Raw genomic sequence first — 13316 nt, 5'->3', positions numbered from 1 at the left:
CTGATGATAAGCACTAAATGCATTATCATCAGACTTTTTTTATGTGAGCACAAACAAAAAAAGCTCCAAGCCAAAGGCTTGAAGCTGATAAGCATAAATGGAGCGGGTAACGAGAATCGAACTCGCGACACTCAGCTTGGGAAGCTGATGTTCTACCGCTGAACTATACCCGCAGATAAAAATACCATAACGCTATTATATACTATAACAGGTAAAGTTGCAAGTATGAGGCAGTGCCGAGTGATTTGCAACGAGCAATTGTAGTTGTCAGAAAAACTTTAAAATTTTTTCGAGAATACTGTATACAAAATGCAAAAAAGTGCTATAATAGATAGCAGATGAGGGAAAAACCCCACAGGCTGTAAAAATACAGCGTCAAATAAAAAGTAAAAAGTGCGAATGCATGGAGGTGAGTTACTATGTTTAGTGCCGCTGGTGTTAGCTTAGTTTTCTTAGGCGTCCTGACTGTTATGTGCATTTTTGAATAATTGTAATGAGGGAACGCCTCTGACCACGCTTTGAGCTGTGGGCAGAGGCGTTTTTATTATGCCTGTAATTCTGTTGTTGTTAAGCTAATCCCTTGCGGTGGCTGTCATCCCAGCCTACCAGGTCCTTAATAACCTCGGAGGCAATAATCAATCCTGCTACCGAAGGTGTGAAGGCATTACTGCCGGGCAGCGCACGGCGTTTGGGTGCTTCGGCGTGACATTCGCTTTCTATTTCCTCATTTATAGGTAAAAGCGGCAGCTCCTGTGAATAAACAACCTTTAGTTTTTTAATGTTATTTTTCTTCATGGCCTGGCGCATAACACGTGCCAAGGGGTCAACCTTGGTTTTATAGATATCTGCTACCTCAAACATGGCAGGATTAACCTTGTTGCCTGCTCCCATGCTGCTGATAACCGGTACGTCTGCTGCCTTGGCTGCAAGTACGATAGCAATTTTGGCTGCCACGGTATCTACGGCATCGACAACGTAATCATATTGCGAGAAATCAAATTCGTGCTGATTTTCAGGTAAAAAGAAGCATTGGCGGCAATTTACTTTGGCATCGGGGTTGATACTCGCAATACGTTTGGCCATGACTTCAACCTTAGGCTGGCCGACAGTATCAAGGGTAGCGATAATCTGACGATTGAGATTGGTGAGAGCAACGGTATCGTTATCAATGAGGTCAAAGCTGCCAACACCGCTGCGGGCGAGTGCTTCAACTGTATAACCGCCTACGCCGCCAATACCGAAAACAGCGACATGGGCGTTCTGCAGACGCGTAATTGCTTCGCTGCCGAAGAGCAGCTCTGTACGTGAAAATTGGTTAAGCATATGAATCTCCTTGCGTGGTATTTATTGGGTTGGATATCGGAAGCTTAAGCTGCTAAGCTGATTTCTACATTTACACCGTCCTTAAGATCTTCTGGCTTCTGGTCTGAAGTAACAGTGATTTTAGTGCCGTCAATGCTGCTTATCTTACCGCTGAAGGGAGCAGGTGTTTCGGCGGCCTTAATGCTTACTGGCATGCCTGCCTTAAGCTCCTTGGCCTGAGCTGCGCTGACATTCAACGTTATACTGCAGCTGTCGACAGCCTTGATGTGCAGGATTACCTGATCTTTTTGTATGGTAGAATTGTTGGCGGTCTGTAAATCGGTAATGATACCGGTGCAGGGGCTGTTGCCTTCATTTTTTTCCTGCTGTGCTATTGCAGCGGCCTGCTGTGCCTTGAGCTGGACGATGAGCTTTTGCTGTGCGTCGATTTCTGCCGGAGAAGCCGGCTTGAAGCTGACGCTGACGCTACTTGCTGCCTGCAGCTGTGCGATAGCGCGCTGCAGCTCGTCTTGGGCAGCCTGTGCCTGATTGCGTGAAACTGCGCCCTGTGCCAGCAGATTGTTCATCTTAGCGGCTTTTTGCTGTGCCGCCGCTACGTTGGCCTGCGCCAGAGAAGTGTCAGCAATCGGTGCTGCCGTCGGCGTGCCCTGCTGCATACGTTTTAAATCAGCTTCGGCCTTGGCAACCTGGGTTGCCAGGTCCTTAACCTGCTTATCCAGCTTTGCGTCACCGATAGCAAAAAGCGGCTGGCCCTTGCTGATGCGCTCGCCCTTTTCACTGATAAGACCTATGAGCTTGCCTGCTGTCGGAGCCTTAACCGCATAGGTGGGGATGCTGATTGTGCCGCTGCCAAGACTGTTATCAGACTTTTGCAGACTGCAGCCGCTCAGGCTGAAGGCTGTGAGGCAGACGGCTGCCATACAACATAATATTTTTAATATCTTCATAGTAGATTCCTCGTTTCCTTGAAGTTAAAAGCCTATTGTACTTGTATATTATAGCGTAAGTTTGTGGCATTTGCATGACATTTTGCATAATTAGCCAGCTAAAAATTAAAAAGCTGCTGCCTCCGGCGTGAATGCCGAAACAAAAAATAACGCAAGAGTTTCCAGTGTACTAGAAACTTTTAACCAAAGAAGCAAGAGTTTCTGGTATACAAGAAACTTTTCGCGAAAACAGCAAGAATTTCCAGTATACAAGAAACTTTTGCACACAAAAGAAGCTGCTGCCTCCGGCGTGAATGCCGAAAGCAACAGCTTTAATTGTATAGGTCAGATTTTATTTCTCAATCAGTGCCATACCAGCTTCGAGAGCCTTGGTATTAGCTTCTTCGGTTCCTTTCGGAACGCGGTTCAGTACAGCTTTGAGAATTGCTTCTTTGGAAACGCATTTTGTCAGGGCAACTACTGCGCCCAGAGCAACGATGTTCGCAAACAGTGTCTTGCCGCAAACAGTGTTGGCAGTGTGGGTGATAGGCAGGTCAACGCGTTTACCGTACTTGCCGGGAACCTCGTTTACGAAAAGAGTATCGGTGATAACGGTGGTATGCTCATCGCAGTCGGCAATGAATTTGTTGGCAGCCTCCTGGCTCATTACCAGCAGAGTATCCGGGCAGATAACACGGCTGAAATAAATGGGCTCGTCGCTGATGATAGCCTCGGCCTTGGAGGAGCCGCCGCGGGCTTCCGGGCCGTAGGATTGGGATTGTACAGCCAGCTTGTCGTCTAAGAGGGCAGCTTCGGCTAAAATAATACCTGCAGTGATCAGGCCCTGACCACCGGTACCGGAGAAACGAAAGCTATGTCTCATAATTATTTACCCTCCTGTGCACGTTGAATAATTTGGTCATATGCCTTGGTGTATTCCATAACGTCGTTGTTTTCGTAGAGAACGCCGATGGGGAATTTGCCGGCAGCGATTGCTTCTGCCTTTTTCTCTTCATCCATGCGGTCCCAAACAGCCTTCATAACGCCATGGTCACGCTGCCAAGCCATCATCTGAGCAGGTCCGCCCATCTTGTTCTGACGGCCGAAGGAAATCGGACAAGCGCTGACAGCTTCGATGATAGAGAAGCCTTTGTGAGCAATGCCTTTAGCGATAACATCGACCAGTACGGGAACATGGTAGGTGGTTGCGCGTGCTACATAGGTTGCACCGGCAGCTTTTGCCAGATCAAGCAGATTGAAGCTCGGTTCAACAGTGTAGTACGGAGCGGTAGTTGCTTTGGAATGAATCGGGGTCATCGGAGAATACTGACCGCCGGTCATGCCGTAAATGCTGTTGTTGAAAACAACCAGAGTCAAATCAATATTGCGGCGTGCTGCATGAATCAAGTGGTTGCCGCCGATAGCGGTGCAGTCACCGTCACCGCTGCAAACGATAACGTTCAGTGTAGGGTTAGCCATTTTTACACCGGTAGCAATCGGCAGAGCACGGCCGTGCAGAGTGTTGGCGGTGTTGAAGTCCAGATAACCGGAGGAACGGCTGGAGCAGCCGATGCCGCTGATTACTGCAACGTCGTCTTTTGCCAGACCTTGCTTATCAATTGCTTTTACAATGGCGCCGGTGATAACGCCGTTGCCGCAGCCGGGGCACCAGATGTGAGGCAGACGGCCCGGGCGGAAATATTTATTGATTAAATTTTCCATTTCACTCATCGTTTTTTCTCCTCTCATCCGTTAGGCCATAGCCTTTTTGATTTCGGCTAACAGTTCGGCCGGAGTAGCAGATTCGTTATCGTATTTAGCGTACAGGCTTACAGGAACTTTGCCTGCCACAGCGCGTTCAACCTCCAGAACGTACTGGCCGCAGTTCAGCTCGTGTACGAGGATGCCTTTAACCTTGCCTGCCAGCTCCTGCATTTGCTTTTCGGCAAACGGCCAGATAGTAATAGGGCGGACGAAGCCAACCTTCAGGCCTTCCTTGCGTGCCATATCAACTGCTTCATAAGCAGTGCGGGCAGCACCGCCGAAGGCTACAACAGCAAATTCGGCATCTTCCATACGATAGTTTTCTACTTGTACGATGTCATCTAAGTTGTCTTCTAATTTAGTGCGCAGACGGTCCTGAGAGGTGCGGGTTGCTTCACCGGTGCCCTTCGGGAAACCGGTTTCGTCGTGTACCAGACCGGATACGTGCCAGCGGTAACCGCTGCCGAAGTCTGCCATAGCAGGAACCTTGGAGCCTTCCTCGCAGCCGTAAGCCAGATAATCTTCGGGTGCGCAGGTCGGGCGCTTGCGTTCTGCCTGTGGAATTTCATCATAGTTGTCGGGAAGCTCGATTTTCTCGCGCATATGGCCGATAACCTCGTCCATCAGGAGAATAACCGGGCAACGATATTTTTCGCTCAATGCTACAGCACGCAGAGTTAAATCGAAGCATTCGGGAACACTGGACGGTGAAACGGTAATCAGCCAGTGGTCGCCGTGGGTGCCCCAACGGGTTTGCATAACCTCGCCCTGTGCGGGGGAGGTCGGTTGGCCGGTTGCAGGGCCTACACGTTGTACGTTAACGATAACGCAGGGGATTTCGGCGCTGCAGGCGAGGCCGAGCATTTCCTGTTTCAGGGAGAAGCCCGGGCCGCTGGTTGCGGTCATAGCTTTTTTACCGGCCATAGATGCACCGATAACAGTGCCGAGACCGGCGATTTCGTCTTCAGTCTGCATAAATTTACCGCCAACCTGCGGCAGACGCAGAGCTAATTGTTCAGCAATTTCGGTAGAAGGGGTGATCGGATAACCGCCGTAAAATTTTACACCGGCAGCAATCGCACCCTCAACAACCGCTTGGTTACCTTGTAACAGCAGGATTCTTGACATGGGTTACCTCACTCCTTTTTATTTATCTACAAAGATAGCATAGTCGGGGCAACGCATTTCGCATTGTCCGCATTTGATGCAATTTTCTTCAGCGACGGCTTCTACTTTGCCGACTTCGCTGACTGCCAGAACTTTTTTCGGGCAGAAGGCCGCACAAATACCACAGCCTTTGCAACGCTTAGTAATTATTTTTAAGCTCATATGGTCTCCTCCTTATGATACCTTGTTTAAAATAACAGCATGCGATAGCTTCACTCTATATTATAGCAAAAACAGCATTGAAAAACAGTACCTCTGTAAGCTTTTTACAATTTTATTTTTTAAGCAATAAGCCATATTATAGTTTATGATAAAAATACTGTAATTGCAGATAGAAATCTTTTGGTCAATTAGAATTTCTTGCATGAAAAAGTATAATAAACTATATTTCTGTGAAGAAGAATATTTATGCTAGGAGGTTTTACGACGATGGTAGATTCGGCGCAAAGTAAAAATAAACGTATTTTGCAGGTAGTAGCTTAAGGCCTTATGAATAAAAACGTGGTGCCGGAAAGCTGCAGCAAGTTCGTCTTTATTGAAATGAGGTTACAAAATAATTTTATCTTTGTTGTGTATGGGAAGCCATGCCAATAAAAAATTTTGCAAATCACGGCACACCTTGCGCGGCAGAGTGTTTTTCAGACTTGCAATATACATGTTCTGACCGCTTACTTCAGCATCGAGCATCTTCCATCTGATATCAGGATGTCTTTGCATTGCAGCAATGTAGTCATAGCCTAGATAGATTGCGTTGCTTTTCTTTACTAAATCCAGAGCAACGTCAATATCGGTGATTTCCGCAAAAATATCTACATTCAGACCATTACCAAGAACATATTTTTCCATATTGTCGCGAAAACAACGGAAGGATCTTCCTTTACTGATTATTTTTTGATTTTGAAGATCCTGATAGCTGATTCTTTCTTTAGCAGCTAAAGGGTGGTCAGCAGAAAGCGCTATGCAATAATGCGTATAAAATATGGGTGTAAGTGTAAAATTTGTGTTGTCCAACGGATCTGTAGTAATAGCGAAATCTGCATTGCGGGCAAGCAAGGCGTTGAGAGCGGCCTCGTCGGTGCTTTCGATAATGCTGAGAATAATATTCGGATATAATTTGCGAAAGTCAAAGAAAAATTCTGCTGTTAAATATTTTACGATGTTATCAAGCGCGTAGATGGTGATAACATTTTCCTTTTGCTTTGCCAAGGTGTTCAGGCCTGTTATGTAGTTATATTCATCGAGCAACTTTTTGGCATGGGGGAATAATGCTTCGGCAAAATCCGTTGGCTCTAAGCCTTTGGATGAGCGTAAGAATAAGTCTGCGCCTAATTCCTGTTCCAGCTCACGAATTGTTTTACTTATTCCTTGGCGAGACACGAAAAGCTTTTCTGCTGCTCGTTGAATATTTTTTGTTGCATAGGCTGTGATAAAATATTGTAATTGCTTTGGCTGCATTGCTTTTTCACCTCAATCTTATTTTACCGCAACTTATTGGTTGCGGTAAAGAACTAAGTTTTTTCTTTTGCTGCAGTGAATTTGCATCTATAATAGAATAAAAAATTAAAGGAGGAACAAAATGAAAATCAAGCAAATTCGCAGTGCGACGAATAAAATTTTTTATGGTGGCAAAACTTTTCTTTTAGATCCTTGGCTTGTGGAGCAATATGGTTTAGGTTGTTTCGATAGTATGCCGGGAAATCCTTACATGGCTGTTGACCCGGTAAAAGCGAAAATACTAATGCCGCTTTTTGCTTTGCCGGAAACGGTAGAAAGCATTTTAAGTGGAGTTGACGCTTATATTATAACGCATATACACCCTGATCATATAGATATCAATATGCAGAAGGGCACTTTTGGTGATGTTTTGGAGCATGATAAGCCAATTTTTGTGCAAAATGAAGATGATGCGCAGGCTTTAAAAGCTTCAGGTTTTCAGGATGTACGTATCCTGAAAAATGATGGGGTTAAGTTTGCAGATATAACCTTATATAAAACACCAGCTTTGCATGGCACGATAAAGCCATCGTCTGATGCTTGTGGTGTAGTATTTAAAGCAGAGCAGGAAAAGGTTCTATACGTTGCTGGAGATACGATTTGGTTTGATGGCGTGCGTAAAACTTTGGCAAATTATCAACCGGAAGTAATTATGCTTAATGCCTGCGCTGCGGAGCTGCGTGCTTATGGCAGGCTGATAATGAATGACGAAGATGTGGATTGCGTACATCAGACATTGCCGGAAGCAAAGCTGTATCTGACACATTTCGATAATGTTGCTCATGCTTCGATTACACGTAGCCAAATGCGGGGTGCGCTTGTACGCCGTGGTGTTGGTAATTATGTGATTCCGGAAGATGGGGAAACAGTGATATATTAAAGTAAGATAACAACAAGCAGCTGCCTTTAGGTGAAGTGTTTCGCCTAAAGGTAGCTGCTTATTGTTATATATGGGGAAAAACTGTATAATATAAATAACGCAATAAATAGCTTGTTGCTATAAATTTTTTGATGAGCATTGGTATCGTTTTGGAGGAAGTATGGATTTACGTTATATTAATACCTTTCACACTATTGTAGAAGCCGGGGGCTTTAATAAAGCAGCGGAAAAATTATGCTATACGCAGTCAACGATTACGTTTCATGTTAGTCAGCTGGAGAAGGAGCTTGGTGTGCAGCTTTTTGAAAAAGCAGGCAGACATATGGTTTTGACTAAGGCAGGACAGGAACTGGTGCCTTACGTAGAAAATGTGCTACAGTCTGTAAATAATATGAAAAGCTTTCGCAGTGTTATTGAAGAGTGCCAGGGAGATATACGTATTGCTGCGCCGGAATCGCTTTTGTGCTTCCATCTGCCGAAGATTTTGCGCGAATTTCGTAAGCAGGCGCCGCGTGTGCACATTTACCTTGACTCTATGACCAGTACCTCGGTGTATAGGGCCATAAGAGAAAATAAAACTGATATTGGGATTTTCTATGATTTGCTTGTAGATGATGCTACGATAAAGGTTGTACCATATAAGGATTTTGATTTCGTGATGTTTGCTTCGCCCAAAATCAAAAAGCTGTACAGTGATTTTATTACGTCTAATCAGGATTTCAGCTCGTTAGCACGTATTTGCCAGCCTGCAGTAGGCAGGGTGCGTAAAAGATTCGATGAATATATCAAAAGCAAAAATTTTACTATGGGTCCGACAATTGAAATTCGCGGTACACAGACGATAAAAAATTTAGTGAAGAATGATATGGGTATATGTTTTTTGCCCAAGTTTACGATTCAAGAGGAATTGGATAAAGATGTATTGGTAGAAATTCCTATAGATAAAAAGTTTGAGCCGATTCATGCGGTATACGCCTATCGCAAAGATAAATGGCTTAGTCCGCCCTTGAAATTATTTTTTCAGCTGTTGGAGCAATACAAAAGCTTGGAAGATTGACAGTTTAATTCTTTTGAAGAAACAGAGCCTTGGTTCAATATAATTGAATCAAGGCTTTAGTAACATCGATTATTATTAACAACGCAAATGTGATAGAATGTTAATAGAAAATAGCACGAAAGAAGTGAAAGTAATGAAGCCAATCAAGATTATGGAGCTTAATATGCCAAAACCTCCCTCTGATGTTTTGTGGCAGCGAAAGGATGTAATGTTAGTTGCTGCCGGTTCCGGTCCATGCTTGCGGGAGCTTTATTATCGTGCCGTAGAGCAGGGCAAACTGCAGCAGCTTATGCTTTGCCGGATGACAGATGATGATTATACTATGGGAACCGCCGAAGAAAAAATTATGCGGGTTATAAAACAGGCTGCAGCGGTGCATGGTGTGCAGGTTGTGGTACTATATTTGAACTGTCTGGATATCTTGACAAGACTTGATTTTGATTATCTGGAGAGCAGTCTTTCTGAAGCAACCGGTGTTATGGTACGTTACTTCTTTCGTGGACCGTTGGGCAAGATGGACATAAGGCATTTTAAGCCTGTTTACGAGTTTATGGCTGAGTTGCCGGAAGAAAATGGTTGCATAAGTCATAACATGTATCAGCTGCCGCTTTTAGCTACGGATGTTGCCGGTGTTATAGATACTTTGCCTGCAAATGAGGCAAAGGTCTTGGTAGCGCCCAGCGGCTGCCGGGCTTGTCTGCGCGATGGCGATTTACTGGAGCAAACGCAGGGAGTATATGTTCTGGAAACAAAAAAGCAGGATTTTATTTATGGTATAGAAGATAATTGTGTTAAGCAGTGCAGTGAACTGATGTCAGACGGAAAATATAAATCGTTGAATCTTATCAGCTCTGCAGTAGCAGCTTTTATTGGCTTTGACGGCAATTGGGTGGCAAATTCAATGGAAAATAATTTGAAAACACGAAGCTTTGATATGGATGGTTTTAATGATGCTGTATATGGCGTAAGCTGTGCGCAGGAGCTTTTAGTGGAGGAAGAGCAGGAGCTATATGTAAAGCCTGCTCGTGAGATACTTATTCTAGGATATAGTCATCTCCTCTGTGGTGAAAGAGAGCAGTATGCAGAATGCTTTGCCTATATTAGAAGTTTAGGCTATGAGCCGCGCTTTGTTGGTGAAACAGCGGGTGGCAGACCTGCTTTATGTTGGGTTGTATCAACTGCCGGTATAGCGGCTGCGCATGTGCTGAACGAAAAACATGCTGTACCGCTGCTGCTATCATGTCCTGTAGGAGAACATGCTATGAAGATGTGGCGAAAAAATGTGCAGGAGCTGTGCAATTCAGAAAATAATGAGATACGCCGGTTATGCATTCATAACTACAGCATACAGGAAACTGATAAACGCAAGCTGTTATTTATAGGTGATCCTATGCAGACGATGGGATTGGCACACGCATTATGGCATGAAGGCTTTCATCATATACAGTTGGCTACGCTGTGTACCGGTATCGCCAGCCGCAAATTATACCGTAAAGCTCCCGGTGCCGATAAATGGCTGATTATTGTAGACAGCTTAACCGCCTTACAGGATTTGTGGGAGGATGCAGATATTGTATTTGCCGATACGTTGTTAGCGGATATCATGAGCTCTGTCGGAGCAGAGACGAAAAAGCATATACCGTTGCCATGGGGTGTTATTTCCGGACGCAGTGCCTGCACTGCCGGCAGCGGTGCTTTAGGCAAGAATATAGCTGAGCAGCTTAAGCTGCTGGTAAAATAATTTTAGAGTATGAGGTTGCGTGAAGTGAAAGGAGCTTTTCTATGAAAAACTGGAAAAAATTGACTGCTGCTGCGCTGGCAGCATTAGCTTTGGTGGGAACATTAGCAGGCTGCGGTAATAATGCCGATAAAAAACCAGATACCAAGCAGGCAACGAAAATAGTTACGGATTTGAAGGGCAGAGAAGTAAGCGTACCGCAGGATGTGAAGCGTATTGCTGTTGTGCCTATTCCTTGGGCTAGTGTTATTTATGCTATCGATGGCAGCTCTGAGCGCTTGGCGGCAATTCATGGCGGCGCAATGTCAGCTTATAAAGGTAAGTTTTTGGAAACAAAGGATAAGCATTTCGCGCAATTAGATACTAAAATTATTGCGCAGAATTTTTCTGTTAATGTTGAAAGTGCAGCCCAGGCCGGTATTGATACTGCTATTTTGTGGCAATATCAGGATAAGGATGCAGAAAAGCTGACCAAGGTCGGGATTCCGACATTGCTGATTTACAATGACACCGTAGAAAATCTGAAGAAAAGCTTTTTAATTATTGGCAAGCTTTTAGGAAAAGAAGAACGAGCTGCAAAAATTAACGAATATTACGATACAACTAATAAAAAAATTATTGCGAAAAAAGCTTGGGAAAAGGCCGATAAGCCAACTGTTTTGTTCCTGCGTAATGCTAAACTGCGCTTGCAGGGTAATGATAACTTCATGCATGAGGCTATTCGTATTGGCGGTGGAGAAAACCCCTATGACCAGATTGCCTTAAACGGCGGCAGTGAGCAGACCATCGCTATGGAAGAGGTATATAAGCTTAATCCGGATATTATTTTGCTGAGTAACTTTGATAAATTTGTGCCTGACGATTTGTATGATAATAAAATTCCCGGTCAGGACTGGAGTACGGTTAAAGCGGTACAGCAGAAGCGAGTATATAAAGTGCCTATGGGCATTTACCGCTGGGATGCTCCAGGTGTAGAAACAACGCTCATGATGGAATGGCTGGCGCATGTGCTGCAGCCGGAATTATTCAAGGAGCTGGATGTGCGTGCAGATGCAAAAAAATTCTATGAGGAATTTATGCACTACAATATTTCAGAAGCAGATATGGCGCAAATTTTTGCTGATGAAGCTAATAAAAACAGTAAGCCGTTATTCTGATGCAGATAGAAGCAAGTAAATCAAATTATGCGGTAATTATGCTTGTATTTTGCATATTACTGTTTTTGATGGTAGTAGTGAGCCTGGGAATGGGACGTCTTCATATTGCGCCGATGGATGTCTTTAAAATCCTGTGTTCTTATGTTGTGCCGGTAGAGCAAAGCTGGAGCGACCAGGCAGCGAGCGTTATCTATACGCTGCGTCTGCCGCGTGTACTGGCAGCAATTTTGATTGGTGCGGCGTTGTCGCTTTCCGGCGCTGCCTATCAAAGTGTTTTTAAAAACCCGCTTGTAGCACCGGATATGCTGGGTGTATCCTCCGGTGCCTGTGTTGGTGCGTCCCTTTGCATATTGTTTGGCTTAGGCAGCACCTTTGTCCAGATGGGAGCCTTCGCCGGTGGTATGCTTGCTGTGGGCTGCGCTGTTATTATTCCGCGTATTATCGGTAAAAATTCGATAGTTATGCTTGTTTTGTCCGGCCTTATTGTTTCCGGTCTGATGAATGCATTATTAGGTATTATAAAATACCTCGCAGACAGCGAAACACAGCTGCCGGAAATCACTTATTGGCAGCTTGGCTCTCTGGTTAGCGTAACCTGGGATAATATTTTTTCCAGTGGAATACCTATTGTGATTTGTCTTGTGTTTATGCTGGTCATTCGTTGGCGTATGAATATCCTGACGCTTTCCGATGAAGAGGTACATATGTTGGGCCGTGACGCAGGCTGGCTGCGTTACGCTATTATTCTGTGTGCTACTGTTCTGACGGCCTGCTCGGTTTGCATTAGCGGCACCATCGGTTGGGTTGGTCTTGTTATTCCGCATTTTTCCAGAATGCTTGTCGGCCCAAATAACCAGCGTCTGCTGCCGTTAGCGATTGTTCTGGGAGCATTTTTCCTGTTGGCTGTTGATACTATTTCACGTGCGTCAATGAGTGCGGAAATTCCCTTAAGTATTCTTACCGGTCTGATTGGTGCTCCGTTTTATTTCTATCTCTTGTTAAGACAAAGGTTGGCGTTATCATGAAGTTAATTGTAAATAATTTAGCATTTGCCTATAATGAGCAGTCACCTTTATGGCAGAACGTAAGCTTTACGCTTAACAAGGGTGAAGTTATGACGATTCTAGGCAGTAACGGTATTGGTAAAACAACTCTTTTACGTACCTTGATAGGATTTTTTAAACCCTTAGCCGGTGGCAGTGTACGTCTGGTTACGGATGAGGGTGATGAATATACGCCATACGAAAATCAGAAAGAGTTTACTGCACAGATCGGTTATGTGCCCCAGGTACAAAATACAGCTTACTCGTTTCTGGTGCGGGATTATGTTGTTATGGGAAGAGCGCCGCATCTTGGCATTTTTACCAAGCCTAAACAAAAGGATTACGAGTTGACTGATGAGGTATTGACTGATTTAGGTATTTATCATTTGCGCAACCGTTCCTTCAATACTTTGAGCGGCGGACAGCAACGACAGGCTGTTATTGCCCGTGCTATTGTGCAGCAGCCGCAGCTGGTTATTATGGATGAACCGACAAATCATCTTGATTACGGCAATCAGTTTCGCGTACTGCAAATGGTACAGAAGCTGTCACAAAGAGGCATAGCTGTTATTTTAACAACGCATATGCCTGACCAGGCCTTTTATCTTGGAAGCAAAACGGCGATTTTAAAACCCGACGGACTTGAGGTTGGCGATGTGCGTGATGTATTAACAGAGTCAGCGTTAGAGGAGATTTATAAGCTGAAAATAAAGCTACTGTATTTGCCGGAGCAGCAAAGAACTATTTGTGTTCCCTACTAGCTTGTT

Annotated in this window: 13 protein-coding genes and 1 tRNA gene; 6 read left to right on the top strand and 8 right to left on the bottom strand. The window is 44.6% G+C overall.

Annotation, left to right across the window (positions count from 1 at the left end):
* Positions 1 to 98: 98 nt before the first annotated feature.
* From Q7Q81_RS06365 to Q7Q81_RS06330, 8 genes are all read right to left on the bottom strand, one after another.
* A tRNA-Gly gene (locus tag Q7Q81_RS06365) sits at positions 99 to 173 on the bottom strand.
* A gap of 394 nt (positions 174 to 567) precedes the next feature.
* Positions 568 to 1323: a tRNA threonylcarbamoyladenosine dehydratase gene (locus Q7Q81_RS06360; RefSeq protein ID WP_304274550.1), complete on the bottom strand. Its 756-nt coding sequence runs from the start codon at positions 1321 to 1323 to the stop codon at positions 568 to 570.
* Positions 1324 to 1367: 44 nt separating this feature from the next.
* Positions 1368 to 2270: an HlyD family secretion protein gene (locus tag Q7Q81_RS06355; RefSeq protein WP_304274547.1), complete on the bottom strand. Its 903-nt coding sequence runs from the start codon at positions 2268 to 2270 to the stop codon at positions 1368 to 1370.
* A gap of 331 nt (positions 2271 to 2601) precedes the next feature.
* Positions 2602 to 3132, bottom strand: a complete 531-nt coding sequence (locus Q7Q81_RS06350) for a 2-oxoacid:acceptor oxidoreductase family protein (protein WP_304081083.1) — start codon at positions 3130 to 3132, stop codon at positions 2602 to 2604.
* 2 nt (positions 3133 to 3134) lie between these two features.
* Positions 3135 to 3971, bottom strand: a complete 837-nt coding sequence (locus tag Q7Q81_RS06345; protein WP_368502115.1) for a thiamine pyrophosphate-dependent enzyme — start codon at positions 3969 to 3971, stop codon at positions 3135 to 3137.
* 30 nt (positions 3972 to 4001) lie between these two features.
* Positions 4002 to 5141 carry a 2-oxoacid:acceptor oxidoreductase subunit alpha gene (locus tag Q7Q81_RS06340; RefSeq protein ID WP_021720378.1) on the bottom strand — a complete coding sequence of 380 codons (1140 nt, stop codon included), beginning with the start codon at positions 5139 to 5141 and terminating at the stop codon, positions 4002 to 4004.
* 18 nt (positions 5142 to 5159) lie between these two features.
* Positions 5160 to 5342, bottom strand: a complete 183-nt coding sequence (locus Q7Q81_RS06335) for a 4Fe-4S binding protein (RefSeq protein ID WP_009146451.1) — start codon at positions 5340 to 5342, stop codon at positions 5160 to 5162.
* A gap of 384 nt (positions 5343 to 5726) precedes the next feature.
* Positions 5727 to 6635, bottom strand: coding sequence for a LysR family transcriptional regulator (locus Q7Q81_RS06330; protein WP_304274543.1), 909 nt, complete (start codon positions 6633 to 6635; stop codon positions 5727 to 5729).
* Positions 6636 to 6756: 121 nt separating this feature from the next.
* Between Q7Q81_RS06330 and Q7Q81_RS06325 the strand changes: the two genes are divergently transcribed.
* The 6 genes from Q7Q81_RS06325 (at position 6757) to Q7Q81_RS06300 (ending at position 13310) form a co-directional block, all read left to right on the top strand.
* Complete coding sequence (locus tag Q7Q81_RS06325; protein WP_304274542.1) at positions 6757 to 7554, top strand: MBL fold metallo-hydrolase; 798 nt, start codon at positions 6757 to 6759, stop codon at positions 7552 to 7554.
* Between the two features lie 160 nt (positions 7555 to 7714).
* The gene (locus Q7Q81_RS06320; RefSeq protein ID WP_304274541.1) at positions 7715 to 8611 is read left to right on the top strand and encodes a LysR family transcriptional regulator; all 897 of its coding nucleotides are present in this window, start codon (positions 7715 to 7717) and stop codon (positions 8609 to 8611) included.
* A gap of 133 nt (positions 8612 to 8744) precedes the next feature.
* Positions 8745 to 10352 (top strand): nitrogenase component 1, encoded by a 1608-nt coding sequence (locus Q7Q81_RS06315; protein ID WP_304274538.1) that lies wholly within the window; start codon positions 8745 to 8747, stop codon positions 10350 to 10352.
* 41 nt (positions 10353 to 10393) lie between these two features.
* Complete coding sequence (locus tag Q7Q81_RS06310; RefSeq protein ID WP_304274535.1) at positions 10394 to 11506, top strand: ABC transporter substrate-binding protein; 1113 nt, start codon at positions 10394 to 10396, stop codon at positions 11504 to 11506.
* Entirely contained in the window at positions 11506 to 12531 is a 1026-nt protein-coding gene (locus Q7Q81_RS06305; RefSeq protein WP_368502114.1) for a FecCD family ABC transporter permease, read from the top strand. The genes Q7Q81_RS06310 and Q7Q81_RS06305 overlap by 1 nt, the downstream gene beginning before the upstream one ends.
* Positions 12528 to 13310: an ABC transporter ATP-binding protein gene (locus tag Q7Q81_RS06300; protein WP_304274530.1), complete on the top strand. Its 783-nt coding sequence runs from the start codon at positions 12528 to 12530 to the stop codon at positions 13308 to 13310. Before Q7Q81_RS06305 ends, Q7Q81_RS06300 begins: the two co-directional genes overlap by 4 nt.
* Positions 13311 to 13316 lie beyond the last annotated feature (6 nt).

Source organism: Phascolarctobacterium succinatutens, assembly GCF_958453765.1.
Classification (GTDB): Bacteria; Bacillota; Negativicutes; order Acidaminococcales; family Acidaminococcaceae; genus Phascolarctobacterium_A; species Phascolarctobacterium_A succinatutens_B.
The sequence above is the reverse complement of the archived record's forward strand: the minus strand, read 5'-3'. Positions and strand labels throughout refer to the sequence as shown.

Coding starts and splice junctions, on each gene's coding strand:
- Q7Q81_RS06360 (WP_304274550.1), bottom strand. CDS start 1,323: ATGCTTAACCAATTTTCACGTACAGAGCTGCTCTTCGGCAGCGAAGCA.
- Q7Q81_RS06355 (WP_304274547.1), bottom strand. CDS start 2,270: ATGAAGATATTAAAAATATTATGTTGTATGGCAGCCGTCTGCCTCACA.
- Q7Q81_RS06350 (WP_304081083.1), bottom strand. CDS start 3,132: ATGAGACATAGCTTTCGTTTCTCCGGTACCGGTGGTCAGGGCCTGATC.
- Q7Q81_RS06345 (WP_368502115.1), bottom strand. CDS start 3,971: ATGGAAAATTTAATCAATAAATATTTCCGCCCGGGCCGTCTGCCTCAC.
- Q7Q81_RS06340 (WP_021720378.1), bottom strand. CDS start 5,141: ATGTCAAGAATCCTGCTGTTACAAGGTAACCAAGCGGTTGTTGAGGGT.
- Q7Q81_RS06335 (WP_009146451.1), bottom strand. CDS start 5,342: ATGAGCTTAAAAATAATTACTAAGCGTTGCAAAGGCTGTGGTATTTGT.
- Q7Q81_RS06330 (WP_304274543.1), bottom strand. CDS start 6,635: ATGCAGCCAAAGCAATTACAATATTTTATCACAGCCTATGCAACAAAA.
- Q7Q81_RS06325 (WP_304274542.1), top strand. CDS start 6,757: ATGAAAATCAAGCAAATTCGCAGTGCGACGAATAAAATTTTTTATGGT.
- Q7Q81_RS06320 (WP_304274541.1), top strand. CDS start 7,715: ATGGATTTACGTTATATTAATACCTTTCACACTATTGTAGAAGCCGGG.
- Q7Q81_RS06315 (WP_304274538.1), top strand. CDS start 8,745: ATGAAGCCAATCAAGATTATGGAGCTTAATATGCCAAAACCTCCCTCT.
- Q7Q81_RS06310 (WP_304274535.1), top strand. CDS start 10,394: ATGAAAAACTGGAAAAAATTGACTGCTGCTGCGCTGGCAGCATTAGCT.
- Q7Q81_RS06305 (WP_368502114.1), top strand. CDS start 11,506: ATGCAGATAGAAGCAAGTAAATCAAATTATGCGGTAATTATGCTTGTA.
- Q7Q81_RS06300 (WP_304274530.1), top strand. CDS start 12,528: ATGAAGTTAATTGTAAATAATTTAGCATTTGCCTATAATGAGCAGTCA.